Source organism: Vibrio neptunius (assembly GCA_019339365.1).
Taxonomy (GTDB): Bacteria; Pseudomonadota; Gammaproteobacteria; order Enterobacterales; family Vibrionaceae; genus Vibrio; species Vibrio neptunius.
Map to the genome: position 1 here is coordinate 182,239 of CP079860.1, position 26,025 is coordinate 208,263.

Genomic DNA, 26,025 nt, shown 5'->3' on the forward strand with positions numbered 1-26,025 from the left:
CTTTTACGATCTGAGAAATCAAGGTTACTTCTTAGCGATGGCCATCAATACTGTCAATTTTCCTTTCGGGGTATCGAAACTGAATGGTGTTGTTACTTCGACCTCATCAAAACCGACACTACTTAGCACTTGCAATACATGAGTGGGGGTCATTCCACCTTCTTCATCTTTCTCCGATAACCAGTCCCAATGAACAAAATAGTTGCCTTTATTGAGCAGGCTGTAGACGATATCAACGACGTCAGAATAGTTGGGCAGAAAGCTACAGACTGACGACGCAACCACTAAGTCGAACTGACTTCGGAACGCCGGGTGCATGGCCACTAGCCCTCTTGTGAGGAGGTCAACGACTGGCTCTACATTATCAAGTTCTTTCTTATCTAGCTGCTCAATCATCGCCTCTGAACTATCTAACGCTACGATATCTTTGGCGAGAGGAGACAGTTTTTGGCTCAGTAGTCCGGTACCACAACCAAAATCAAGAATTCGTTTCCCTTGGACATCGACAATTTCCTGAAGAGAGTCAAACGCTTTCTGTGCATACAATACTGCTAAAGGCTCGTTTTCCCACTCTGCTGCATAATCATCCCAAATAGTAGCCATCATGATCTCCCTATTACCTCATTCATTTGGCGTTAAACAAGAGTATCAAAACTGCATGAAATTCATAGCTTTTGGCGTCATAAAACAGACAAGCGTAATGTATTCTTATAACATTAGCCTATATAAGCACCAAATACGCGAATTGCCCAGATGAACCTATCGCAGATTGAAGCCTTCTGTACTATTGCTGACACTGGGTCAGTGTCCGAAGCTGCTAGACAACTCGAATGCAACCGAACAAAGTTAAGCATGTCGATAAAAGCACTGGAAAAGGACCTAAACATTGAGCTTTTTGTCCGCACGGGCAACCATGTTTCTCTGTCAGAAGCAGGCAAAGCCATCTATAAAGACTGCCAGAATATGTTGGTTACCGTTTCGCGAATTCGTCAGACCTGTGCTCAAGTGTCCGGTGAGTTCAACGCTGAAGTCTGGATCGCACGCGATGATTCGTTGCCAGATGATATGTGGCAAGGCCTTTCCCACCAGCTCAACAATAAATTTCCTGCAACCTCGTTTAATATTGTCCTTGCATCCAGTGGTGATCTGGCAAACCTAGTGGCCACTCAACAAGTCGACTTTGCTTTTGGTGTCGATTACGAACGTATTGATGATCCTCATATAAGTTACCACCCGTTGGGCAAGATCCGACTGATGTCGGTATGCAAAGCCGATCATCGCCTCAGCCAGCTTCGACGTGTTTCAGACAACGAACTGCGTAATGCAATGCAAGCAGTCATGGTTTACCTCAACGAAAAAGACAATCCAGAATTGCAGCCTTTCTCATTGCGCCATATTGGTTTCTCTAGTTTTGACTACATGCTCAGCACCATTCTCACCGAAGATGCTTGGGGGTATTGCCAGAACCTCTTATCCGTCATCATTTGCGTAAACAAGAACTGGCTGTCATTAAGCATACCTATGGTTTAACGCAAGAAGACTACTGTATGTTTACCGCAGCAGGCATGGCAGAGCACCCCGGCATGTCATGGTTGGCGGATAAATTAAACGAATATTTGTTTGATTTTTGATAGTTCCGCCTTTGTTCTCTGTGACAACGGCGGCGTTTCGCTGCGCTTATCTTAACAATACGACAGTCAGTGTCAGTTTTTATGACACTAAAAATCAAATTTAACACCCTGAATTCTAAAGACAAAGTGTGTAACGCCACTATCTTTGGTTATTTTAAGTACAGATCGAGTTTGTCAAATAGGCTGAGTACGCAAAGAATAAAGATATCTATTGCGAAGAGAATACTCTATGTGTGACAGGACAAGCTCAAATGAAAAACGGATACTGATCTTCTCAGCCCTATTAGCTTCAGGCTTTGCAGGGGGGATTGGTACTCGGGGTGCTTGTTGGTTCACTGGTTATTGTCTTTGATGGCGTTTATTCATCAGTCAGTCTGCTGCTAACTTTATTGTCGCTCGCAGCTTCCAAATACATTCAAAGCCCTTCAATAAGCCACTTTCCATTCGGCAAAGCCGTGCTTGAGCCGGTTGTTATTGCCGTCAAGGGCAGTGTTATTCTCGCGGTAGTCAGTTACTCACTCTACTCTGCCCTTATTGCTGTCTTCAACGGTGGGCGTGAAGTGGATGCTTCAATCGCCACTTTATTTGGTGTGGTCAATGTACTAGGCTGCGGCTACGCGTGGTGGCACATCGCTCGCAAATCAAAACGTCACTCTTCTGGCTTGATTGAAGCGGAAGCCAAACAATGGCAGATGGACACACTACTCAGCGTTGCAGTCACACTCGGCTTTATTGTGGCATGGGGTGTCGCCTTATCACCTCTGGCCGAATACTCTGTCTACGCCGATCCTATGATGATGATTCTAATGTCGTTTTACTTTATAAAAGTCCCTTTCGATATGCTTAAAGAAGCCATTAGAGAGTTACTAATGATGCCACCGAGCGATGAGATATGCGATGTCGTTGATAAAGAGGTCACAGCGTTAGATAAACAAGTGAAACAGAAAATTAGGTTAGCCGCTGTCACTAAGGTAGGCCGAGAGCTGAGAGTTAATCTAGATGTCCACTCCATGGAAAAACAGGTGGCGGTGGCTGATCTCGAACGGACTCGACGTATTTTGAAGAGCAAACTGGCTAAACTTCCACTCGACCTAAGGCTTAACCTGAACATTGCCAGTTAAGCAAACTATTGTTTACCAATGAAAACGCCTTCCCAACAGGGCGTTTTTATTTATAACCCTACAAAAAGCGCCAGTTAGTTCTATTATTATGTATGTGATTTCATAATAAACATCTCCAGACAATAATGGAGAGGCAGTAGCACGAAAGACATCAAGGTTGGCGCCTATGAAAAATCCATTTGCATCACTACTTTCTGACAAACAGTCAAGGAAAACCGAGCTTCATCAAGACGACAGCATCAAAACCAGCGTCTTAGACTTACTGTCTGACGGTATGGTGATCTTCGATGGTCAATCTGGGTCAAATGCGATTTTTTATGCTAATCCGGCCTTTCTTAAGTACTACGGCCTTCTTTCAAATCAAGTGATCGGCCGTAACATCATTGAATTCTACTCACACTATCTTAATGATGATCATATTGCTGAACTCCATAGTGCCGTTCATGAGGCCACTTCTCACACCAGTGAACTTTGTATACATCAAGAAGCACAAAAAGGCTGGCTACGCGTCAACTTAGAACCGATGAAGAAACATGGAGGAGGAAACCACTACCTGATTCTCACCCAGGCCGACATTAACCAAATGAGGCAGGTTCGCCAGGAGCTAAAGGCGTCGAACCAAAAGCTCCAACAGTTAGTCTCTAACCAGAATCAGCGGATCAATGAGCAAGAATTGCAAATGGGGGTAATGTTTGAGCAAGCGGTCGACAATATGCTGCTTCTCGATGATGAGCTGAAAGTACTCGACGTGAATGACTCGGCACGGACACTTTTTGAGCACAGCAAAGCTGACTTACTTGGGTTGAAGCTGACATCACTCCTATACGAGTTTACCGAGAGCAAGATTAAGGAAAAACTCTCAAGCGTCGAAATGTATCAAGAAGTCGCACTGGACGACGTGATTAAAGTCAGCCGGACCAACGATGTGTTAAGCATGCTTGGCTATGTTAAATACCTCACAATGAAGGCAAAAAATTACATTGTCTTGACCTTGCGCGACATCAGCAAAGAGCGAATCGCTCAGAATGAGTTAAGAAGAAGCCAAAGCGAACTGGAACAGGTGGTAAGAAGCCTGAACCTAGCGACTCAAGCCGGTGGGATCGGTATCTGGAGTTGGGATTTCAAAACCAACGAGCTCTCTTGGGATGAGCGTATGTATCAGATTTATGGTGTCGACCCAAACAACTGCGACAATAACTACGCCATGTGGCAAGAAAGAGTGTTGGACGAGGATATATTTACTGCTGAGGAATCCCTTAACAAAGCGCGAGAAAACCTCACTCAGTTCAACGCTGAATTCAGGATACAACTGCCAGATCAGCGCATACGCTGGATAAAAGCGGCAGCAGACGTTCTCTTTGACCAAGACGGCACAACGCCTATTGGCATGGGCGGTGTCAACATTGACGTAACCAAAGAAAAGACCGCGCAGGCGAACTTGAGGCATGAAAGTGAGATCGCCTTAGCGGCCAGTGAAGCCAAATCCATGTTCTTGGCCAATATGAGTCATGAGATACGCACACCAATGAATGGTGTCGTCGGCATGTTAAGCCTGCTTAGTGAATCAGAGCTCAATGGTGAGCAGAGAAGCATGGTCACCACCATCAAAGACTCGGCGTTAACCCTACTGCATATCCTAAACGACATCTTAGACTTCTCAAAAATTGAAGCAGGCCAAATGTCGCTGGAAAGTGTCCCTGTCGAACTGCAAAAGCTAATAGAAAGAACCTTGGATGTGCTCTGCCTGCAAGCCACCAATAAAGGTATTGAACTCTATTTAACTTACGATGCCAGTCTACCTAAAGTGATAATGAGTGACAGTGTCAGGCTAAGCCAAGTGCTCCTTAACCTCGTTGGCAACGCCGTCAAATTTACGGACAGCACCGATGAGATGAAAGGTAAAATATGGGTCTCTGCCACACTGAACCAACACGACATCGCACCTTATGTCGAGATCATGATTGAAGACAATGGCATTGGCATGACGCAAGAACAAATTGATAAGCTTTTCAAAGCCTTCAGCCAAGCTGATACCAGTACCACAAGACTCTATGGCGGGACAGGTTTAGGTCTCTCGATTACTCGCTCACTTCTCGAAATGATGGGGGAGATATTCAAGTTGACAGTCGATTTGGTGTGGGTAGCCGCTTCTCGATTGAACTTCCTTTTATTGAGGTGGAAGAAGCCCCTCAAGATCCGACACCAAACTACGTGAACGGCTCTAGGATTCTGTTTGTCACCAATGACCAAAACATTGCCACTTTCTGCGACATCAACCTTGCTAACTTCCGCTGTAAAACCAACTGTGTCGCCAATATGCAAAGGGCGATTGCAGTACTGAATTACGCCAACAAAGCCGGTGCAACCATTGACTTGATTATTGTTGGCCCTGACTTGTATCACTATTATGAGGAAAAACCGCTCTCGCTGCTTGGGTCAGCACTGCTTGAAGAGCAAAAATTTATTTTTCTCTCTCGCGACCCGAGTGTTAAGCCTGGCCTCGCAAAACCCAACTACTACGTGATGCCTTGTAACCCTCTCAAGCCAAGTGAACTAACCACAGCGATAGGCGTCATGAGAGAACTGATTAGTGATGAAAAAAACATCAAGTCTATCGTAAACGAATCTGAACAACACATTCGTCAAAACAAAAATGGACTCATCCTCGTGGTCGATGATCAACCCACCAACCGTGACGTCATTCAGCGGCAGTTGCATCACTTGGGTTATCAATGTGAATTGGCCGTCCATGGACAAGAAGCGCTTCATAAATGGAAACATGGTCGATTTGATTTGATTTTAACCGATTGTCACATGCCAGTAATGGATGGGTATGAACTGGCAAGTCAAATCCGAAGCATAGAACGGCAGTCGCCAAATATGGGACATACGCCGATCGTCGCCATTACCGCCAATGCAATGGTTGAAGCCTCTGAACAGTGTTTCGCTTCAGGGATGGATGATTATTTAACCAAGCCAGTCGAACTCAAAACTCTTGATCAATCGATTGAAAAGTGGATGCAGCTCTCCCCTATTCCCACAGAAGAAAAGGCAGCAACAGAAGCAATGTTAGAGCCCAACGACGTTGAAGTACCGAGCGTCAACCCTCGACAAGAACCGATCTGCATGTCGACTCTAGAACAAATTTTGGGCACAAGAGAATGGTCTATTGTAGCTCCTTTACTTGCTGGATATTGGGAATCTGTCAACGAAGACATTGGCAACATTGAGCACGCATTAGTCAAACAGAGTCATGCAGAACTTCAACAAATTGCCCATGCCGCAAAAGGAGCCGCTCGCTCTGCCGGGGCCAATAAACTCGCAGATAAATTTGAGATTCTACAGAATACAGCACATCGACAAAACTGGCGGGAGCTATCTAGTACGTTGCAAATGGCTAAAACCGAGCTGAGCTGCATAGAGAGTTACCTGATTGAACATTCAATTATCGAAGATACGGAAGTGATTTATGAGTAACTATGACCCGACCGACTTTACGGTACTCGTCGTTGAAGATCACAAGTTTTCTCGCCAAGCACTGGTCGGAATGCTAGTGAGAGGAGGCTACGAAAATTTGCTATGTGCCAAAGATGGCAAGGAAGCCATGACCAAGTGTGCTGAAAATAAGATTGATTTGATCATCACTGACATCAACATGCCTAATCTCAATGGACTCGAGCTGATCAAAGCGATTAGAACCAATCAAGCCCACGTCGCCTGTGACACACGGATCATCGCCGTGACGACACTTTCAGATACAGCGACGATTTCGGCTTGTATGACATTGGAAGTGGATGCTTTTCTTGTGAAGCCCATTAGCATCAAATCGGCAAAAGAAAAAATCCAGAGCGCGATCACTGAGCCAAAACGTTTGTACCAACAGCACTTCTATCAGGATGTCGATACCCGTATCAATTTGGCACCTCAGGATAATACGCAGCAGACGACAACACGTATTCGCTCGATCAATAGTTGCGTGCGTGAACTATCGCAACTTTCGGAGATCAAAGAAGGCATGACACTGGTCTACGATATCAACGCGGTCTCTGGAGGCTGCCTACTCCGCGCAGGCACCAAACTCAACAAAAAGCTCATTTTGCGCTTATTTGAGCTGAGTAAGATCATTGATACAAATAGCATTGTTGTACGAGAAGACAAGACGCAAATAGCGGTTTAATCTGGATTTCTACAATTGAGAATCAAAATGAGAACGGACAAATGTTCCCAATTTTGAGAAAAAAATGACAACGCCGCAACCAAGACAACTCGAAAATCCAACAAGGTATAGTATTGATTATTAAAAACAATTATTGAGCACTCCGCCAAAACCAAGAGTTGGTTCGATATTTGCTATGCTTAAGTTAAGCAGCACGATTGTCAACGTAACCTCGTTGCAAAGGAGCACTCTATGTCAACATTTGAACTCAGCAAATTTACGATTCTGGTTGTAGAGGACAACAACTTATCCCGCAAGGCATTGATCGGCATGTTGTTCAAAAGTGGCTATGAAAACATTCTTAGTGCACCGGACGGCCGCAGTGCCATAGAAAAAATCGAACATAACCATATTGACCTGATCATTACAGACATCAATATGCCACATATTAACGGTCTAGAGCTGATTAAGTCCGTGCGCATGGGACAAACCAAAGCGACACCTGAAACCAGTATCATCGCGGTTACAGCCTTGTCAGACACAGAAACTATCTCCACCTGTATGCGCTTTGAGATTGACGCGTTTCTCCCCAAGCCCATCACAGTAAAAGACGCGCGAGAGCAGATAGAGCAAGCCGTCACTGGCCACACCGAATTATACCAGCAGCATTTATACAGTGATATCGACACTGAAATCAACAGTGATAACGAATCAGACACACCTAACAAACCATCCTCAGAGATAGGCAAATTTACCACGGTACAGAGTTTGTATGATCTCCAAGCGGGTATGACTCTGGTCGGTGATATTTTTGCCAACAATGGTGGCTGCTTGTTAAAAGCCGGAACGCTTCTCGATAACCGTTTAGTGAAAAGGCTAAGAGAGCTCCAGTCAATCATTGACGATCATCCGATCCGAGTGCACTTTGAAGAAGACCAAGCACAAGAAGCCTGATAGCTCAGGCTTCGTTTATTATGCCAGCTCTTGCTGCTATTCGCTTTCTTCATGGCGACGCAGCAAAACAAGCTGCGTAACACTTGTTTTGCTTGCGCCAGCCGATAAGGCCCCCCTCACATCGGTTATTCCGATTGACTCTCTTTATTTTTCTCTTCACAACACTTTTGGGTTGCGGGTTGAACGTGGCAAGCGTATAGTTAATCGTAATTCGACGATTAACTATCAATAGACACCTCATGGCAAACCAATGCAACCTTGCAAACCAGCAAGCATTCTCGACGACAGACGCTGAAATCGCAGTAGAAACGGCCTTTGCTTTGAAGGCAAAAGCACTTTCACACCCAGCCCGAGTCAGGATCCTTAAGATTTTGGTGACATTGGATAACCTTGGCGGCTGTCTGAACAGTGATTTGGTGTCCCAGTTAGGTCTCGCTCAATCAACAGTCTCTGAGCACTTGCGTATCCTAAAGCAGGCTGAGTTCATCATCGCGGAACCCAACCCACCTAAGGTTTGTTACAAGGTTAACCGGGAAGCCATATCCGAATTTAGCCACGCATTTAATACCATCTTTAACTGAACTGACATCTGAGTATGTCACGCTACTACTCAGATTTTTACATCTTCATCAATCGCCTTTCGACGATAAACGAAAGAGAGAGACACAATGAAAACTGAAACTGCAGTAAACAATGCCGCAAACAACATGAGCTTCCTCGACCGCTACCTTACCGTGTGGATCTTTGTTGCCATGGCCGTTGGGGTCGCCATAGGAGCTCTATTGCCTCAGGTTGCAGAGTGGAATCAAGCCATGTCTGTTGGCAGTACCAATGTTCCCTTAGCTATCGGCTTGATACTGATGATGTATCCACCCTTGGCAAAAGTAAATTACAGTCTCTTGGGCAAAGTACGTCAGGATAAAAAGGCCATTACGCTGTCATTGGTAATGAACTGGGTTGTTGGACCTGTTCTAATGTTCATTCTGGCACTGACGTTTCTGGCTGATCACCCTGGCTATATGGTTGGCATCATTTTGATTGGTTTAGCGCGTTGTATTGCCATGGTTTTAGTCTGGAATGATATTGGTGGTGGTAACAAAGAATATGGTGCCGCTCTGGTTGCACTCAACAGCGCTTTCCAGATCGTGACCTATAGCTTCATGGCTTGGCTGTTTATCTCTGTGCTTCCGCCGGTATTTGGCTATCAGGGTTTCGAAGTGGATATTTCCATGCTGGATATTGCACAAAGCGTAATGATTTACCTTGGCATTCCATTTCTAGCCGGTTTTTTAAGCCGTAAGTGGTTAGTCGCGGCTAAAGGCGAACAATGGTACAACCAAGTGTTTATTCCTCGTATCTCGCCTATCACCTTGATTGCCCTGCTCGCGACGATTGTGCTGATGTTTAGCTTAAAGGGGAGATGATTCTGGAGCTACCAATGGATGTGGTGCGTGTCGCTATTCCACTGGCCATCTATTTTATTGTGATGTTCTTTGTTAGTTTCTTTATTGGTAAGAAAATGGGCATCGAATATGATAAAAATGCCTCGATTGCCTTCACCGCGACAGGCAACAACTTTGAGCTGGCGATTGCAGTATCGATCGCGGTATTTGGTCTTAATTCAGACCAAGCTTTTGCTGGTGTGATTGGCCCATTAATTGAGGTGCCTGTGCTGATTCTTTTAGTTAATATCGCTCTACGAATGAAACAGAAATACAAACTAAGCGCACAACACACCTAGCTACTTCTCGCCCGCCAGACATGGCGGGTACTATTACTCCCTTTCCTTTTTGCGTTGCTCACAGCGTATCAATATGGCCTGCTTTTCCTCATCCGTACAGGAGCGCCACTGCAATATCTCATCGAGCGTACGAAAACACCCAACACAGATATCATCATCATCGAGACAGCAATTTCTTACACAAGGAATTGGCACCTGTTCATCCATGGTTTCTGTTTTCATCTTCACCTGGTTACTTTAAAGCTAGTGCTTGAAGATCCCGCTGTCGAATGGAATGGAGATTTGCTGATGGTAGCAACAAAAAAGAGAGCCTCAGCTCTCTTTTTGCTTCTTTATCACACTGGAAGTGTTGTTCGTACAGCTCCATAAAATCTTTCCTGATTTCCTGTTCCAAGTGCGTCGCTTTATCAGTCGGGCAGAAAATCATAAAATGCACGACCTGCTCGCCTGTCGAGCTACTGGAAATATGGATATGAGGTTCTGCACCGGGCAAATCGACCCCCGCATGCTTTTCGATCATTGTGTTGTATCGAGTGGCAACATCACTAAAATAGTGGCAATGCCCCTCAATCTTTTCGATCATTAATGGAACCAAAGGGAATAGGTTGACAAACTCACCAACGATAATTGAAAAGTTATGATAGACGTAGCGCTTCATAAAATTGAGGTTTTTCACTGGGTAGGTGAAAAACATACTGTTTGGTAATGTCGCCGTTTTCCCTGTGTAATGGTACTGACCATGATGAAGATCTATTTCTTGAATCACGGTGGCCATCATATTGTGCTCAATCACCTCGCCACAAATCTTGCCAACCTCGATCCAGTCGCCAATGCGAAATGACCGTGAGCTCGCTCTCTGGATAGAGCCTGTGAAACAAAGAATAATCTCTTTCGATGCCACAACAATAGCAACGGCAATCGCAGTGACCGAAAGAGCAAATTCATTAACTTCCGATTTCCACAGCATGAAAAGCAGCACAACGGTAATGACGAATGCACCATTCTTAGTGCGCGACATCCAGTTACGCTGCTCTTCAGACACAAACGCAACGTCACCTCGAATTTTGGATAAAACAATACGGCGAATTATCGCTATCAGAAGGATAATTAGCGCGGTAAAAATAAATTTTTGAGTCAGAAGAAAATCGATTACTGCTTGTACTTTCTCCATTCTCGGCTCCTATTGTTATTATAGAGAAAGGGGCCAAAGCCCCTATAAGAATTCCGTTTTGAATGAGATTAAATTCCCATAATTATTGATAATAATCTAGTTTAGATTTCTATTAATGCAGCCTGGGTAGCGTTGACAAGCTATTTGAAACGCGCAGACGTAATAAACTCACCAAAGGTTTCACACCAAACAATCACGGTATTGTATTGGGCCACATCAACGTCTTTTGGCAAGCTAAGGGCAAAACGATCAAACGTCTTCACCTCTCCCACTCTCACCATGGTATGCTTTTTCTGATTGAAGTTGGCTTCAGTTTCAATAAACTGAGGTGATAGGTAAAGTTTATAGTCCGGACCAGGGGCAAGCTCACCGACAAAAGCAATTTGGTCATGACTAATAGAAACAGAGCCCTCTCCCCAATGAAGAAAATCACTGTCTTTCCGGTCGCGCTGGAAGGTTGCAGTGTAAACCGCCTTGTTGGTCACAGCCTCCACTGAGCTCATTGAGGGAGAATCTGGCTGGATAAGAATAGGTAAGGCATAAATACCGACAGCAAAACCGACTGCCCCACATATAAGGTGTGTAAACAGTAAAAAAATCCTTTTCATCCCCGAAACCTCTGTTTATCAAGCATACATAGTCAATGTACACGATAATCAATGAGATAACAGGGACATATCGAAATTTTATCGGTAGTGAAGTGCTGTTTTCTCACACAAGCTCACAATAACCTGTACAGCCTGCTCCATACCTTCAATGCTAATAAATTCATGAATACCATGAAAATTATAGCCTCCTGTGAAGATATTCGGACAAGGTAAACCCATAAAGGACAACCTAGCACCATCGGTGCCACCACGAATGGGTTTAATTTTAGGCTCGACATCACAAGCAATCATCGCTTGCTTGGCGAGTTCAATAATATGCGGATGAGGCTCGACCATTTGTTTCATGTTGAAATAGCTGTCTGATAATTTCAGCTCTACACGTCCTTTGCTTAATGTCGAGTTAAGCTCCTTCACTTTACTCTGCATCAAGGCTTTGCGTTGCTCTAGCCCGTCACGCTCAAAATCACGAATGATATAACCTAGCTCACAGCGTGCCACTGCCATTTCTGCAGACTTCAAATGATAGAAGCCTTGATATCCTTCGGTCGATTCAGGCGTTTCATCAGCGGGCATCATCAATTGGAACTGGGCGGCAATGTTCATGGCATTCACCATTTTATTTTTTGCGCTTCCTGGGTGAACGTTGACTCCGTAGCAAATCACATCAGCACTGGCTGCATTAAAGTTTTCGTACTCCAGTTCACCCACTGGACCTCCATCAATGGTATAGGCCCATTGTGCTCCAAACTTCTCCACATCAAACCGGTCCGCACCACGACCAATTTCTTCATCTGGTGTAAAACCGATGCAGATATCGCCGTGGGGAATGTCTGGATTCGCTTTCAACTCAGCAACAGCGGAAATAATTTCTGCAATGCCGGCTTTGTTATCCGCACCGAGAAGTGTGGTGCCATCAGAGGTGATCAGGTTGTGCCCCAATAGCCTACGCAGCTCAGGGTATTGAATTGGCGACAGCACTTCATCACCTTTACCCAAGGCGATATCGCCACCCTGATAATCTTCAACAATCTGAGGTTTGACATTTTTTCCTGACGCATCAGGCGCGGTGTCCATATGAGCGACAAAGCCAATGGCTGGCACATCGTAGTCAACATTGCTGGGCAGCTTCGCCATCAGATAGCCGTTATCATCAAGTAAAACCTCACTCAAACCAAGTTCCAACAATTCTTGTTGGAGGAATTGGGCAAAAATGAGCTGCCCTTCACTACTTGGGCAGGCGGGGTTGGAAGGGTTAGACTGCGTGTTAAAGGTCACGTAGCGCAGAAAACGTTGAACCAGTTCATTCATAGCGGTATCTCTTTGTATTATGATTGTTAGCATACTGGCGTTCATCCTACGCCTTATAAACAAAGAGGTTTTGCTGTAAATCAGTTTTTAAGCGATGAGAGCAATACAGTGCATAACGATGACACTGGTGGTCAGCCTTGCTCTGAGGATCTTGTATCCTACGGGTTTGCGCTCTTTTTCCGCTATTCTGACTGCTCGCTCTGAAAACCAAACCAGAAAATAACCAATGCCCAACAAGACAAGCGCTAAAGCGACGTTCTGGCGTGAAAGTAGCAAGACACCCCATGTCATCACAGCAAACAAGTTACTGAGTAAAAGTGCATTACGGCTGATTTTATCTACCGAGTGATCGATGCCATTGCCCCACAGGACTCCCGACAAAAAACTCAAGATCACCACACTGTACGAAATAAACATTTCTTCGCCTGTAAGCCCGAAGAGGCTCGCACCTGTGACAATACCGATGAGGCTCAGCGCGAAAGGCACTAGCCCCAAATAACCCAGTTTAAACATGATTGACATTGACGATCTTCCGTTGCTCATAAACGCATCCTTAAGTATTTTTGTTTATTACGACGAAAAAGCCCGAATAGTTTGCTATTCGGGCTTTTAATTATCGACTTAAGGCAGCATTAAAGCAGGATGAAAATACCCGCCAAACAAGCACTCATAAGATTCGCCAACGTACCAGCAAGCACAGCTTTGATACCAAGATTAGCCACTTCTGAGCGGCGCTCTGGCGCAATCACACCGATAGAGCCAAGCTGAATAGCAATCGAACCTATGTTTGCAAAGCCACACAGTGCAAATGTGACGATCACTTGGGTATGTTCAGAAAGCAGGGCTTTGTGCTCGACAAAATCGATGAAAGCCACAAACTCATTCATAACAATTTTCTGGCCAATGTAAGAGCCCGCCATCAGCATTTCATTGGCCGGCACACCAATCACCCATGCCAAAGGAGAGAACAGGTAGCCGAACAGCGTTTGCAGCGTCAATCCGCTAAAGCCCGCCACGTCGCCCAAACTTTCCAGACCCGTGTTGACCATGGCAATCACGCTGACGAATGCAATCAACATGGTACCGACAGCAACGGCAACCTTCATGCCGTTCATTGCACCACTTGCTAAAGCATCAATCACATTACTGTCTTGCGCTTTATCCATTGCAATATCTGATTGATCAATGGGCGTTTCACGCTCAGGCACAATGATCTTAGCCATCATCAAACTGCCCGGCGCAGCCATAAAGCTCGCGGCAATTAAGTACTTCAGCTCAACGCCTAATCCAGCATAACCACCCAGTACACTGCCAGCCACAGAGGCCATGCCCCCCGCCATCACAGCAAACAATTCAGAGCGAGTCATGCGCGAAAGGAAAGGTCGAACAAGAAGTGGGGACTCACCTTGAGATAGGAAAATATTACCGGTAGCAACCAGAGACTCGGCTTTACTCGTCCCGAGGAACTTTTGGATACCACCACCGATAAACTCAATCACCTTTTGCATAATGCCAAGGTAATAAAGTGCAGAAATTAGCGCACTAAAGAAAATGATGATAGGCAGAACACGAACCGCAAAGATAAACCCAGTATTGGCTAAATCACCAAACAGGAATCCGATACCTTCATCAGCAAAACCTAACAGGCTAGAAACACCATTACTTAAACTGGTGAGTGCGGTTTGTCCCCAAGGGAAGTACAGGACCAGAGCGGCAAAACCGACTTGAAGTAACAAGGCGCGAGAGACTGTTTTCCAGTTGATCGCTTTGCGACTCTCTGACAGCAACACAGCACACAATAACAGTGCCGCAACACCGATTAATCCGAATAGGACATTCATTAAAGATAACCTCTACAAGCATTGGTAAATAGCTGGTCCGGTCCGTGGGGTCATTCACCATTCCATGTGACGGCTTGTATTGGCAGAGCAGTACTCTTAACCGGGCGGAGAGTATAACGCACGCAGTGAGATATTCATCACATATTTTAACGCAAACGTTCAAGTGTTCACTCAATAAACAGCTTAATCGGCAACGAACTCAATTGAGCAGATGAAATCGGAGTAGAAAAACACAAAATATGCACTTAATTGCTATAAAACCATAGACAAAGATCACACTTTTGGACCCTTCACCCCATTCAAGGACTGAAAAAGTTTGGCAACTTATTATTTGCCATCTAGGTTTATAAATGTGTCAACTAACGTACTAGTGACAAAAACAGATTCTCTAACAACGTCAGCAGCTAACAACGCAAACACAACAATACACTGCCCCACCTTTGGTGGGGCTATTTTGTTTATCGGCAGGACAAAAAGGTCTGGCGTCGCAGCGCACAATAAGTACTCTGTTATTTTGAACTAGATTTATACCACTAGCGGTATAGAATAAGCGCCTCTTTAACCGATGCCAGAGATCACCATGCAACGCGATTACACCCTCTCATCCCTGCAAGCTACCCCAAGAGAAGAGCTCGAAGAACTCAGTCTGCGAATGATCCACCGCCTGATCGCAGATGAATCGATGACTGAGTTGTTTACGTTCGATGCCGATGAGACGGAATCCGAAGACAAACTGCAAGAGGCGCAGTTTGATGCCATGTTGAGGATGAGTGCTATCGCTCTGAGTGAACTGCCAGCCCTTTTTAGCGAATCAGACAATCAACAGCAAAACACGCTACGCATGCAACGCTTATTGCTTTGGCATTTCTATTCGGTATCGTTTCACCTTGAACAGGCAATACCACTTGAAGTCCATTGTCAGCATGTGGAAGTACTGCTTAAACAAGCCCCAACCAACGCATTAGAGTGGGTCACAACTTTAACCGACTTACTGCGTCAATACGCGGCCATTAACCAAAGTCGCTAATTCGAACTCGGTAGAGCTGCGATAACCCAACCTCACAACATTGCGAGAATCGCCATTAGGATACTGAGTGTGAAAGGGAAGCAAAAGCCAGACTAGGCCCAGTCAGTGTTATTCCACAACCGCTGAAAAGGCCGGGATACCCCGGCCTTGTTATTTAATCGTTAGTGAGAACGACACGGGCATTCTGTTTCTGAATGGGGCGGTTGTTGTTACCCATTACCATCTGCATTTGTTTTGCCTGTTCTGTGGTTAAAGTTTGCGCAGATTTAAGCACAAACCAGCGTACGCCTTCAGAGCAAGGTGGCGTCGTCAGAGAACCATTAAAGCGGTAGTACTCCCCCGTTGCAGGCAACATATCTTTTACTGCAAACGGCGTTTGTAGCCTCACAGTTTGACCGGGTTCAGGCATGGTCGCCGTCAACTGTGTGATCTGGTTATTTTCCCCTGGTGCTGCGTTATACATCACAGCAACAACCGCTAGGTTGCCATCTTTATCCGCATTAACAAAGTGCGCTTCCAAGGGAAAGTGTTGACCACGAATGTGGTTTTCTGAAGGAGTATGGAAGTGGAACTGCGCCAGATTAAACTCAACTCCATCTACTGTCACGGCGTTATTCCCCTCAACAACCGCTTGAAGTGTATGCCCGTTATTCGTCAGCCCAGTAACCATGCCCTGATACTCAATGTTGAGTGGCATCAGCTCCGCGTCGACCACATCCTTGATATCAATCGGGCTTTGGTTTTTGCCAGTCGCACACTCTTTGGCAACGTCTCCCCAATGTTCAGGTCCCTTATCACCTTTGTATCCCCATTCAGCGGCCTGAACCGTTCCCGCCATCGCAATCATCAAACTTGCGGCAATCAATGTGTTTTTCATGTTATTTCCTTATTATCGTCACCAACGGAAGATCGGCCACCATCATAAGTCGATGACCAAATCCATGAGTAGTAGGAAAACTTTGATTACCTGCGAATTTTGGAACCGGATACAAAAAAGTGAAAGTTACTTTTTTGTCAATTTCATTAGAGGCTGGCGATGTTTGATAAATTCTTAAAAGAAGAGCAGGCTGGAATCAGTGATTTGAAAATTAAAATTGGTGATATCGATAGGTTTTTATTATGAATAAGTTTTTTTTATTATTGCTATTTTTTTCTTTTACAGCGCACACTTCTGCTAAGGAAATAAAATTAAGTGCGACTTGTGATATAGATAACGCCGCAAATGTTAATTTTTTTCTCTGTTACTTATATTGGAGAGTCACTAGTTAGAGTTGAGGTTAACACTAACCAAATATACGTGATTGCCAAAGGGGTTGCCGGGGACCATGGTGGGAGCAATTTTTTTTTCGAAGATACTGACAGTGTAGGCATTGCTGGCGTAAATATTAACTGGGACAATATAAGTAAGACAATGCCTATGTTTAGAATTGATAAATTAAATGAAAGAGATTATGTAATTGAATGGTTTGGGTTTTTCGACGAAACCAGAAATATTTACTCATGGTCTAAGGCTGGCGGGGTGGAGGTAGATCTTTATAGCTCCAAGGCAATACTTCAAAACTGTGAGAATTACTAGATTCCCAATATTGAAGCTAGTGTATAGAAATCGGTGCATTTCAGTAGAATGTACAAAACAGGAATGACACATGACCAAAGACTCTCTTTTCTAGAAAGTGGCCAACCTACAATGCATATCGACGGCTCAAATAACAAAAAAGGCGACAGTTTCCCTGTCGCCTTTGATTATTCAGCATCTCGCTTCGATTATTCCCAGTCGAGAATCACTTTACCTGATTGGCCGCTACGCATCGCATCAAAGCCTTTCTGGAAGTCATCAACCTTAAAGTGGTGAGTAATGATTGGCGTCAAGTCTAAGCCCGACTGAATCAGCGATGCCATCTTGTACCAAGTTTCGAACATCTCACGGCCGTAGATACCTTTAATCACCAGACCTTTGAAGATCACTTGGTTCCAGTCGATGCCCATGTCTGATGGCGGAATACCTAGCAGTGCAATTCGGCCGCCGTGGTTCATTGTCTTAAGCATGGTGCTGAATGCCGCCTGAACACCCGACATTTCAAGGCCCACATCAAAGCCTTCCGTCATTCCCAGCTCTTCCATTACGTCTTCAAGCTTCTGTTCCGCAACGTTAACTGCACGGGTCACACCCATTTTACGTGCAAGCTCAAGACGGTATTCGTTCACATCTGTAATCACCACGTGACGAGCACCGACGTGCTTAGCCACTGCTGCAGCCATGATACCGATTGGGCCAGCACCTGTGATCAGCACATCTTCACCCACTAGATCGAAAGATAATGCCGTGTGTACAGCATTGCCGAACGGGTCAAAGATTGATGCGAGATCGTCTGAGATGCCTTCAGGGATTTTAAATGCATTGAACGCTGGAATCACTAGGTATTCAGCGAATGCCCCTTCACGGTTTACACCGACACCAATAGTATTACGACATAGGTGAGTGCGGCCGCCACGACAGTTACGACAATGACCACAAGTGATGTGGCCTTCGCCAGAGACACGGTCACCGATTTCGAATCCGCGAACTTCTTGGCCAATAGCCACCACTTCACCCACGTATTCATGACCAACGACCATAGGAACAGGAATCGTGTTCTGAGACCACTCGTCCCAGTTGTAGATATGAACATCTGTACCGCAAATCGCGGTTTTCTTAATTTTGATCAGAATGTCGTTGTGGCCAACTTTCGGTTTTTCAACCTCAGTCATCCAGATGCCTTCTTCAGGCTTTAGCTTAGATAGCGCTTTAATTTTCATTACTTAATGATCTCCATGTCACGACCCACTTCGATGAAGGCATCGATGGCGCGATCAAGTTGCTCGCGCGAGTGTGCCGCAGACATTTGTGTACGAATACGTGCTTGACCTTTCGGTACGACTGGGAAAGAGAAGCCAATCACGTAAATACCTTTTTCTAGTGCGCGTTCTGCAAACTCAGCCGCCACTTTCGCATCGCCAAGCATGATTGGAATGATCGCGTGGTCAGCGCCACCCATAGTGAAACCCGCGGCTTCCATACGAGTGCGGAAATGGGCTGCGTTTTCCCATAGACGGTCACGTAGGTCACCACTTTGCTCTAGAAGATCAAGAACTCGGATTGAAGCATTAACGATGGCGGGTGCTACCGAGTTTGAGAACAGATATGGACGAGAACGCTGACGTAACCAGTCAATCACTTCTGCTTTACCTGACGTGTAGCCGCCTGATGCGCCGCCCATAGCTTTGCCCAGCGTGCCTGTGATGATGTCGATACGCTCAACCACATCGTGGTACTCGTGCGTACCTGCGCCTGTTTTACCCATGAAACCTACAGCGTGAGAGTCATCCACCATTGTCAGTGCGCCGTACTTATCAGCAAGGTCACAGATGGCTGGCAGGTTAGCGACTACACCGTCCATTGAGAATACGCCGTCTGTCACGATAAGGATGTTACGAGCACCCGCTTCTTTAGCCGCGATAAGCTGCTGCTCAAGCTCTTCCATGTTGTTGTTTGAGTAACGGAAGCGCATTGCTTTACACAAACGAACACCATCGATGATTGAAGCGTGGTTAAGGGCATCAGAAATGATCGCGTCTTCTTTGCCCAGAATCGTTTCGAACAAACCAGCGTTAGCGTCAAAACAAGAGGTGTACAGGATTGTGTCTTCTTTACCAAGGAAAGTAGAAAGCTTTTGCTCCAATTCTTTGTGAATATCTTGAGTACCACAAATGAAACGAACAGACGCCATACCAAAGCCGTGCTTATCCATGCCCGCTTTACCCGCTTCAATTAGTTCAGGGTGGTTAGCTAGGCCAAGGTAGTTGTTTGCACAGAAGTTAAGCACTTCTTCGCCTGTAGAGATTTTTACAGCCGCTTGCTGTTGAGAAGTGATGACGCGCTCTGACTTGTAAAGGCCTTCAGCCTTTACTTCTTCAATCTGTTGTTTGATCTGTTGGTAGAATGCAGAAGACATTTCAAATTCCTTGCTAGTTATTATGTTAAGCAGATAGCTTATTCATCGCCTTCGCTTGCAAATTCGAAGGCGTAAAGGTTGCCCTAAGTGTAATTCAAGCACGCCATTTTCATTATCCCACTAGGTGGAAAAACATTAGTGAATCACAGGCACAAATAAACAATTTTTATGATAGATATCACGAACTATGCGTTGTGTGATGACATATTCCCTATTCATCGGTGCATTGGCGAAGTTTGTCTAGGGTGCGGTTGGTAGTAAAAATGAAATGACGACAGGAGAGAAATACAAAATAGGCGTCGGTTAGTTTAACCTATACGCCTGTTTTGGTGACATACAAGGGTGTGCGTGTTACTTTTCTAACACTAAGGAGACAATGGTGAGCAATACGACAGCGAGCGCAGCCAGCAAGATATCTTGCATCATTGAGCCCAAGTCAAGAAGAAAGCCTGGTTCTTGCATTTTGAGTACCTCTGCTGTTTACTATTTAGCCACCTTATCGACTCAACAATTCATTAACAACCGATTTAATTCTCAATTTAAAGACACATCACGGTTTCAATTTGGTTAATTCAAAACTTATCGCTTTGCTCCCAGATCTTGCATCCTTCATTTTGATCGTTGATGAAGGCAGCTTTACAGCCGCAGCTAAAAAGCTCGATGTAACGCCTTCGGCCCTGAGCAAATTGATCACACGGCTTGAGTCAGCCTTGTCCGCCAAGCTGTTTGAACGCACGACTCGAAAACTCGTCATCACGCCTACTGGGCAGCAGGTTTATGACCGAGCGATAGTGATGGTCAACGCCGCTCAACAAGCTTGGGAGCTATCCACCACTGATCACAAACAAGCCACAGGCTCTCTTACCATTGCAGCGCCAGAGGCCTTTCTCAACTCTGTTTTGCAGCCTTTTGTGGTGCCTTTTTTAAAACAATACCCAGACATTCAGCTCAAGTTGCGTGTGGCTGATGGCGAGATCGATCTACTCAGAGACGGGATCGATGTCGCCTTCAAACTCACCGATAGACCCGATGAAAATTTGGTGCTTAAAGAGATCGGAAAAACTAACTTGGTCTTGTGTGCAAGCCCAGATTACATCGACCAACGTGGGATGCCATCCCACCCTACCGATTTACAACATCATGACTGCCTGTATTTGGCTGAAACAGAGCGAGACAACATCTGGGACTTTTTCAAAGACGACGAATTCCATTCGATGACGGTATCCGGCCGCTATGCAGTCAATCATTCACAGATGCGTCTCACTGGTGTGAAAAATGCGCTCGGTATTGGTATCTTTCATGATTTTGTTATCGCCGAAGCCATCGAAAAACAACAGGTTGTACCTGTACTTCCTGATTGGACGATCAAAAGTAATTACCATGGTGCCGTCGCCATGCAGTACCCGCAAACCAAATACATGCCCGCTCGTCTGCGTGTTTTTATCGATTACATTAGCCAAGTGTTAGGCGATAAACTCGCCAGCCATTAACGAGAACTTCTATGTTTAATAACATTCATCACGTGGCGATCATTTGCTCTAACTACTCAGTTTCTAAGCAATTTTATACCCAAATCATGGGGTTCGACATCCTAGCGGAAAACTATCGCCAAGCGAGACATTCTTACAAACTCGATCTGGCCCTGCCAGATGGCTCGCAACTTGAGTTGTTCAGCTTTCCCGACGCTCCAGAAAGGCCGAGTTTCCCAGAAGCACAAGGCCTTCGTCATCTCGCCTTTGAAGTCGATAGCGTGGCAGAAGTCAAACAGTACCTGGAAAGCAAAGGCGTTGACGTTGAACCCGTGCGCATTGATGAATTCACAGGTAAAGCCTTTACTTTTTTCCAAGACCCAGACGGATTACCGCTCGAGATTTATCAAGCTTAGATGGATTGACGAGGTAGTCCTTGTCGCTTGACGCTACGATGTGCTTGCTGATGAGACCAGATAAGTACCTTCTCAAGCAAGCATCGTCGGACTCGCTTTTTGACGATCCGGCGAGGCTTAGGATCACTCATTCAATTTCTCCCGTTCCACTTTAGACCCTAGATCGCTATCTCTACGCGACGTTCTGCTCTCTAACACCACACAACCAACACCGCCGATTGCGTAGGCAAACAGATCCTTCCAATCAAACGTCGCCCCCAGAGCAATGTGTAATGGAGAAGAAGGCTCGATACCCAACCATTGTGCCATCTGAAAGTACTGACCAACCTCAACCAAGAAGGCCACTGCCACCACCAGTAATGCCAATACCTTAGGATCCATTCGAATCACAGACGCTATAGTGTGGTAAAGCCACACCACAACTAATACATCACCAAAGGTCGGCCTGATAAAACTATCGCGAACATAACCCGCAATAACAATCAGGAGCACAAGCACCATCAAACTCACCCCTGCATAGTACGTCGAAAAACGGACACCAATACGTCTAGAAGCAGCATGATTGCAGCCCTGACTAATATCGTCGGATTGAGTTTTATGCCTCTGTTCTGCTTGAGTGTTCATCGCTCGCTGCCTCCACTGATTTGTGACTACCTTGATACCAGTCGACATTTCTGGTGATCACCATAACGACGCTAAGAATCACAAAGCACAATAGTGTCCCCATCAGGAGCGCGTAACTTTCTGCCTCAAGTAACCCGAAGAGAAACCCGTATAGACACAATAGACTCGCTCCAAATACTGTACCCTGCTTGGTGTTATCTAGCATACCGCCGACGTAGACACTCAAAAGGCAGGTCGAAGCCAAGACAGAGATGACATAAGCCCAGTTAAAACCCGTATGTTCACTGAGTGAGATCAGTAATAGATAGAACAGCGCCAAAGCAAGACCAACAAAGCCGTATTGAACAGGGTGGACAGGGCGAGCCTGAAACAATTCGAGCAAAAAGAAACTGGCAAACACAAGCGTAATGACAAGCAATGAATAGTTAATGGCACGATGCGATTTGAGGTAATGATCAACCGGATCAATCAGTTCAACCCCCATTTGACGCTGCTCCAACTCATAACATGACGACTCTTCGTCCATGAAATTTTTAAACAGTTGTGAAACATTGGATGAAAAGTTGTTGCTTGACCACTGCGCGCTGAATCCAGATTCAGATACTGAGGATGATATCGGTAGGAAATCCCCGATGAAGCTTGGATGCGGCCACTCGGAAGAAAGTTCAACGGTCGAGGTCGTCCCGATAGGCGTGACCTGAAGCTTGCCCATTCCCTGCAGCAAGAAATTAAGCTCGAAGTCGAGGGGTTGAGAAGGGTCTAAACGATCCAGTGTCAGCGGAGTATGAAAGCCTTGCGACAGTCGCTTGATATCTGTTCCCGGCACAATATCGAGCGCCTCTCCTCCCAGCTTCATCTGCTCCAGTTTCACCAGTCCACGGCTATCTTTGACACCAACCACCATGGAAATATTTTCGATTTGATACTGTGCAAGCTCGTTCAGAGCCGACAGATCAAATGATCCCTTGAGCGCACTTTGCGCTTTATATAGGCGAGCTTTGTAGATACCACGATATTTTTCAAAGCTTTCCAAATGAGCAGACATATCAAAAGTGGTTGGTAAAATGTAAGCCTGACGCTCAACCTGATAAGTTTTGTCTTCATGACGAACCGTTTCCGTGTAATCAATCGCGAGAAACGGGCCGGTAATACGTTGTTCGCCACTGCTGCTACGTGCAATCTCATCTCTCACTTCTTGCTGACGATACGATCGTTCAGAAACTAGGCCACTGACCATAGAAATCGGAATTTGCAGCAAAACAAACAAAAACAGCACAAAGCCAAACTTCATGCCGATTGGGTTATTAAAGATTTTCTTCATTTTTCTTCTCCTTAGCTGATGGTTTAACGATAAAACCGCCAGTTGGAGAATAGATGGAGCCTATATGGAGTTTTTATGGAGAAGGAAAGTGTAAGGTCACTTTGACGCCTTGATTGACATTCTCAATCAATAATGAACCTTTATGCAGTTTGACGACTTGCTCAACAAAATTTAGCCCCAGTCCGGTACTTTTCACACCATTTTGGCGTGCAAGCGAATAGAAACGTTCCGTGAGGCGAGGCATCGCGTAATCAGGAATCGCGGGCCCAGTATTGAAGATCGACACAGCAAGCTGTTCATCTGACTGAGCGTAGTGCCAAACAATCGAGCCATTGCCATCCACAAAATCAAGGGCATTGTCCATAAGATTAAACAAGGCTTGCTGAAGCATAAAACCGTCACCGACCAGCACAACGTCACAGCTTGTCATCACTTGACATGTCACGCCTTTGGCATTGAGCCGAACATAAGAAGCCGCGACGACTTCGTCCAACAGAGTGTTGATATTGATCGGTTCTTGCTTATCTAAATGTGGTCGTTTCTCTAGTCTAGCCAACTCCAATAGCTTATCGACTAAAGACTGCATGCGGTCACTTTCGCGCTCAATGTTGGTTGCAAATCGTGTTACTTTTTCCGCAGGTAAAGGCATTTGCAATATTTCACTGGCGCCTTTAATCGCCGATAAGGGGCTTTTGAGTTCGTGAGTCAATGTTTGCACATATTCTTCAACATACTGCTTGCCATCGAGTTGATTGCGCATGTGTTCTAACGCATCACTCAAGGTACCGTATTCATAGAACACGCGAAATGTCGGCTTAGTGACTTTCTCACCCTGCCCCAATTTTACTGCGTAGTTTTCCAACTTGTTCAATGCTGAGTGGATGCGCCAAGCAAATAAAGCCCCTGCCAGCAATACCAAGCCACTCATCCAAACCATCCAGAACAACACATTGCGCTTCGAGAGGTCAATAAACGGCTGAACGGAACGATTGGACTTTGCCACCGTCACGCTGCCAATGATTTCGCCCTTGTGATAAATGGGAGCGGCAACGTGCATCACCGTTGATAGAGGATCATTAGGGTCTTCGGCCGTGCTTCGCGCACCGTATTGGCCACGCAATGTCAGATACACATCGTTCCATTGCGAGTAATCTTCCCCGACATCTTGTTGCCATGAGTCTGCAATCACAATGCCACTCTTGTCTGTGATGTAAATACGATGGTTGATCGCTTTTTTACCTATTTCCCAGATACGCGCTTCAGGTTCTCTTAAACCATACGCGGCAAGAAGCCTCGAAAATCGACTGTGTGAGATCTCGCCATTTGCTACGTCTTCTTCTGCCAGCACAGCCAAGAGATTCGCCATATCCACCAGCGTTTCTTCGGTGGTTTGGCGCACGGTCGGTTTCAGCTCCTGAATCACAGTGGAACTCACTGTGTAAGCTGTCATACCGACAAGAACGAAATACAAAAAGAACAGTCTTAATCCGAGGGGGATCTTAGGCCATGGCATGATTACTCACCCATTTTGTCGTAGTAATAACCAAAACCACGCTTGGTGCATATACGCTCAGCCATAGCGAAGGGTTTCAGCTTGTTGCGTATCGCTTTGATGTGGGAATCAATATTTCGCTCGTAAGACGCGTGGGGAGCCATGTCAGCCGCAACCATTAACTGCTCACGATTTAATACACGGCAGGATACTGCGATAAGTTTGCTCAAGATCTTAAACTCAACCGCGGTTAAGCCCAACGGCTCACCAGCAACGCGATAATCAAAGTTGTCTGCCTTGAGATCATCATCCATCGATTGTGGAGGAGCAGGTTGAGTGATGACTGGGCGAGACTTGATACGAAGTTTGATTCGCGCCAGCATTTCCCTTGGGCTAAAAGGTTTAGTGACATAGTCATCGGCGCCAATTTCCAGCCCGACAACGCGATCGATTTCATCATTTCTTGCCGTCAGGAAGATAATCGGCACATCAGAAAACTCGCGAATGGTTTTACACAGCTCGAAACCATTTCCATCTGGTAAGCCAACATCAAGCACCAGAAGCGCAGGCTCACTGCTTTCAATATACGCCAGTCCTTCACCCGCCGTTGAAAACCACATAGGCTGATAGCCATCCATTTCGAGAACATGAATTAAATTCTCCGCAATGGCCAGTTCGTCTTCAATAATGACGATGGTTGTTTTATCGCTCAATATTTCGCTCCATGGGGTCAGTTTTGTTCCATAACAAATTCATGATTAGAGGCCATCCTTGGTGTGGATCGCTCAAAAACCAAAAAAGCGCATCGGCCAAGTCACTTCGCCCATTTCAATCAAATCATAAATAGTGAAAAACACGGCGCAGATAACCGCCAGTTTCAGCAGACGATAAACGATCAACATAAAAACTTCCTTATGGATGAAAATAGCCGCGAGTGCGGCTGATAAGACACCGAGAAATAGCCACCACGTTATACCTTGTACTGATTGAGATTTCGAGCACTAAACCGCGCAAATTTACTCTATGCCTGTGGCAACATTAGACCCCTTAATCTTGATATGCATCCCATTTAATACGCTCACTTAATAAAAATATGGTCGATTTTGGCCATTTTAACCGCTTTTAACCCTCGCATTCCTAGCATTCGGCCAAT

The 26,025-nt window shown here is 45.4% G+C and carries 20 protein-coding genes and 5 pseudogenes; 11 read left to right on the forward strand and 14 right to left on the reverse strand.

What is annotated here, in order from left to right; all coding sequences use genetic code 11:
* Positions 1-24 precede the first annotated feature (24 nt).
* The gene (locus KW548_17480; protein QXX09448.1) at positions 25-603 is read right to left on the reverse strand and encodes a methyltransferase; all 579 of its coding nucleotides are present in this window, start codon (positions 601-603) and stop codon (positions 25-27) included.
* A 150-nt stretch (positions 604-753) separates the two neighbouring features.
* On the opposite strand from KW548_17480, the pseudogene KW548_17485 reads away from it, so the two are divergent.
* The 7 genes and pseudogenes from KW548_17485 to arsB all read left to right on the forward strand — a co-directional run bounded on the left by KW548_17485 (position 754) and on the right by arsB (position 9,603).
* Positions 754-1,631: pseudogene (locus tag KW548_17485) on the forward strand (LysR family transcriptional regulator).
* Positions 1,632-1,860: 229 nt separating this feature from the next.
* Positions 1,861-2,752 (forward strand): annotated as a pseudogene (locus KW548_17490) (cation diffusion facilitator family transporter).
* A 166-nt stretch (positions 2,753-2,918) separates the two neighbouring features.
* Positions 2,919-6,229, forward strand: a pseudogene (locus KW548_17495) (response regulator).
* Complete coding sequence (locus KW548_17500; protein ID QXX08911.1) at positions 6,222-6,929, forward strand: response regulator; 708 nt, start codon at positions 6,222-6,224, stop codon at positions 6,927-6,929. Before KW548_17495 ends, KW548_17500 begins: the two are co-directional and overlap by 8 nt.
* 231 nt (positions 6,930-7,160) lie before the next feature.
* The gene (locus KW548_17505) at positions 7,161-7,862 is read left to right on the forward strand and encodes a response regulator (protein QXX08912.1); all 702 of its coding nucleotides are present in this window, start codon (positions 7,161-7,163) and stop codon (positions 7,860-7,862) included.
* Between the two features lie 239 nt (positions 7,863-8,101).
* Entirely contained in the window at positions 8,102-8,443 is a 342-nt protein-coding gene (locus tag KW548_17510) for a winged helix-turn-helix domain-containing protein (protein ID QXX08913.1), read from the forward strand.
* An 87-nt stretch (positions 8,444-8,530) separates the two neighbouring features.
* Positions 8,531-9,603, forward strand: a pseudogene (gene arsB / locus KW548_17515) (ACR3 family arsenite efflux transporter).
* A gap of 33 nt (positions 9,604-9,636) precedes the next feature.
* Here arsB and KW548_17520 read toward each other — a convergent pair.
* From KW548_17520 to KW548_17545, 6 genes and pseudogenes are all read right to left on the reverse strand, one after another.
* Positions 9,637-9,825, reverse strand: a complete 189-nt coding sequence (locus tag KW548_17520) for a DUF1289 domain-containing protein (GenBank protein ID QXX08914.1) — start codon at positions 9,823-9,825, stop codon at positions 9,637-9,639.
* A gap of 106 nt (positions 9,826-9,931) precedes the next feature.
* Positions 9,932-10,774, reverse strand: a pseudogene (locus KW548_17525) (mechanosensitive ion channel family protein).
* Positions 10,775-10,914: 140 nt separating this feature from the next.
* A complete protein-coding gene (locus KW548_17530; protein QXX08915.1) occupies positions 10,915-11,382 on the reverse strand; it encodes a DM13 domain-containing protein in 468 nt (155 codons plus the stop codon).
* Between the two features lie 78 nt (positions 11,383-11,460).
* The gene (gene pepT, locus KW548_17535; GenBank protein ID QXX08916.1) at positions 11,461-12,690 is read right to left on the reverse strand and encodes a peptidase T; all 1,230 of its coding nucleotides are present in this window, start codon (positions 12,688-12,690) and stop codon (positions 11,461-11,463) included.
* A gap of 87 nt (positions 12,691-12,777) precedes the next feature.
* A complete protein-coding gene (locus KW548_17540; GenBank protein ID QXX08917.1) occupies positions 12,778-13,233 on the reverse strand; it encodes a DUF3429 domain-containing protein in 456 nt (151 codons plus the stop codon).
* A gap of 89 nt (positions 13,234-13,322) precedes the next feature.
* Positions 13,323-14,531 (reverse strand): NupC/NupG family nucleoside CNT transporter, encoded by a 1,209-nt coding sequence (locus KW548_17545; protein QXX08918.1) that lies wholly within the window; start codon positions 14,529-14,531, stop codon positions 13,323-13,325.
* A 580-nt stretch (positions 14,532-15,111) separates the two neighbouring features.
* Between KW548_17545 and KW548_17550 the strand changes: the two genes are divergently transcribed.
* Positions 15,112-15,558 carry an exoribonuclease R gene (locus KW548_17550; GenBank protein QXX08919.1) on the forward strand — a complete coding sequence of 149 codons (447 nt, stop codon included), beginning with the start codon at positions 15,112-15,114 and terminating at the stop codon, positions 15,556-15,558.
* Positions 15,559-15,712: 154 nt separating this feature from the next.
* Here the strand turns inward: KW548_17550 and KW548_17555 are convergent, their stop codons facing one another.
* Positions 15,713-16,435, reverse strand: coding sequence for a carbonic anhydrase family protein (locus tag KW548_17555; protein QXX08920.1), 723 nt, complete (start codon positions 16,433-16,435; stop codon positions 15,713-15,715).
* A gap of 345 nt (positions 16,436-16,780) precedes the next feature.
* On the opposite strand from KW548_17555, the gene KW548_17560 reads away from it, so the two are divergent.
* On the forward strand, positions 16,781-17,134 hold the full coding sequence (locus KW548_17560; GenBank protein QXX08921.1) for a class III bacteriocin: 354 nt from the start codon (positions 16,781-16,783) through the stop codon (positions 17,132-17,134).
* A 188-nt stretch (positions 17,135-17,322) separates the two neighbouring features.
* On the opposite strand, the gene tdh is transcribed toward KW548_17560, so the two are convergent.
* Together tdh and KW548_17570 are read right to left on the reverse strand one after the other, a co-directional pair.
* Entirely contained in the window at positions 17,323-18,354 is a 1,032-nt protein-coding gene (gene tdh / locus KW548_17565) for an L-threonine 3-dehydrogenase (protein QXX08922.1), read from the reverse strand.
* Entirely contained in the window at positions 18,354-19,550 is a 1,197-nt protein-coding gene (locus tag KW548_17570; protein QXX08923.1) for a glycine C-acetyltransferase, read from the reverse strand. Before KW548_17570 ends, tdh begins: the two co-directional genes overlap by 1 nt.
* A gap of 563 nt (positions 19,551-20,113) precedes the next feature.
* Here KW548_17570 and KW548_17575 point away from each other — a divergent pair.
* Positions 20,114-21,040 (forward strand): LysR family transcriptional regulator, encoded by a 927-nt coding sequence (locus KW548_17575; protein ID QXX08924.1) that lies wholly within the window; start codon positions 20,114-20,116, stop codon positions 21,038-21,040.
* A gap of 11 nt (positions 21,041-21,051) precedes the next feature.
* Positions 21,052-21,435, forward strand: a complete 384-nt coding sequence (locus KW548_17580; protein ID QXX08925.1) for a VOC family protein — start codon at positions 21,052-21,054, stop codon at positions 21,433-21,435.
* A gap of 123 nt (positions 21,436-21,558) precedes the next feature.
* On the opposite strand, the gene KW548_17585 is transcribed toward KW548_17580, so the two are convergent.
* From KW548_17585 to KW548_17600, 4 genes are all read right to left on the reverse strand, one after another.
* Complete coding sequence (locus KW548_17585; GenBank protein QXX09449.1) at positions 21,559-21,936, reverse strand: DUF2809 domain-containing protein; 378 nt, start codon at positions 21,934-21,936, stop codon at positions 21,559-21,561.
* 94 nt (positions 21,937-22,030) lie between these two features.
* Positions 22,031-23,380, reverse strand: a complete 1,350-nt coding sequence (gene creD, locus KW548_17590) for a cell envelope integrity protein CreD (GenBank protein ID QXX08926.1) — start codon at positions 23,378-23,380, stop codon at positions 22,031-22,033.
* Positions 23,381-23,453: 73 nt separating this feature from the next.
* Positions 23,454-24,896, reverse strand: coding sequence for a two-component system sensor histidine kinase CreC (gene creC / locus KW548_17595; GenBank protein ID QXX09450.1), 1,443 nt, complete (start codon positions 24,894-24,896; stop codon positions 23,454-23,456).
* Positions 24,896-25,585 carry a response regulator gene (locus KW548_17600; protein ID QXX08927.1) on the reverse strand — a complete coding sequence of 230 codons (690 nt, stop codon included), beginning with the start codon at positions 25,583-25,585 and terminating at the stop codon, positions 24,896-24,898. The genes creC and KW548_17600 overlap by 1 nt, the downstream gene beginning before the upstream one ends.
* Positions 25,586-26,025 lie beyond the last annotated feature (440 nt).

What these genes read in the sequence shown, in the direction of transcription:
- KW548_17480 (QXX09448.1), bottom strand. Translation starts at nt 603, where the DNA reads ATGGCTACTATTTGGGATGATTATGCAGCAGAGTGGGAAAACGAGCCT.
- KW548_17500 (QXX08911.1), top strand. Translation starts at nt 6,222, where the DNA reads ATGAGTAACTATGACCCGACCGACTTTACGGTACTCGTCGTTGAAGAT.
- KW548_17505 (QXX08912.1), top strand. Translation starts at nt 7,161, where the DNA reads ATGTCAACATTTGAACTCAGCAAATTTACGATTCTGGTTGTAGAGGAC.
- KW548_17510 (QXX08913.1), top strand. Translation starts at nt 8,102, where the DNA reads ATGGCAAACCAATGCAACCTTGCAAACCAGCAAGCATTCTCGACGACA.
- KW548_17520 (QXX08914.1), bottom strand. Translation starts at nt 9,825, where the DNA reads ATGAAAACAGAAACCATGGATGAACAGGTGCCAATTCCTTGTGTAAGA.
- KW548_17530 (QXX08915.1), bottom strand. Translation starts at nt 11,382, where the DNA reads ATGAAAAGGATTTTTTTACTGTTTACACACCTTATATGTGGGGCAGTC.
- pepT (QXX08916.1), bottom strand. Translation starts at nt 12,690, where the DNA reads ATGAATGAACTGGTTCAACGTTTTCTGCGCTACGTGACCTTTAACACG.
- KW548_17540 (QXX08917.1), bottom strand. Translation starts at nt 13,233, where the DNA reads ATGAGCAACGGAAGATCGTCAATGTCAATCATGTTTAAACTGGGTTAT.
- KW548_17545 (QXX08918.1), bottom strand. Translation starts at nt 14,531, where the DNA reads ATGAATGTCCTATTCGGATTAATCGGTGTTGCGGCACTGTTATTGTGT.
- KW548_17550 (QXX08919.1), top strand. Translation starts at nt 15,112, where the DNA reads ATGCAACGCGATTACACCCTCTCATCCCTGCAAGCTACCCCAAGAGAA.
- KW548_17555 (QXX08920.1), bottom strand. Translation starts at nt 16,435, where the DNA reads ATGAAAAACACATTGATTGCCGCAAGTTTGATGATTGCGATGGCGGGA.
- KW548_17560 (QXX08921.1), top strand. Translation starts at nt 16,781, where the DNA reads ATGTTAATTTTTTTCTCTGTTACTTATATTGGAGAGTCACTAGTTAGA.
- tdh (QXX08922.1), bottom strand. Translation starts at nt 18,354, where the DNA reads ATGAAAATTAAAGCGCTATCTAAGCTAAAGCCTGAAGAAGGCATCTGG.
- KW548_17570 (QXX08923.1), bottom strand. Translation starts at nt 19,550, where the DNA reads ATGTCTTCTGCATTCTACCAACAGATCAAACAACAGATTGAAGAAGTA.
- KW548_17580 (QXX08925.1), top strand. Translation starts at nt 21,052, where the DNA reads ATGTTTAATAACATTCATCACGTGGCGATCATTTGCTCTAACTACTCA.
- KW548_17585 (QXX09449.1), bottom strand. Translation starts at nt 21,936, where the DNA reads ATGGTGCTTGTGCTCCTGATTGTTATTGCGGGTTATGTTCGCGATAGT.
- creD (QXX08926.1), bottom strand. Translation starts at nt 23,380, where the DNA reads ATGAAGAAAATCTTTAATAACCCAATCGGCATGAAGTTTGGCTTTGTG.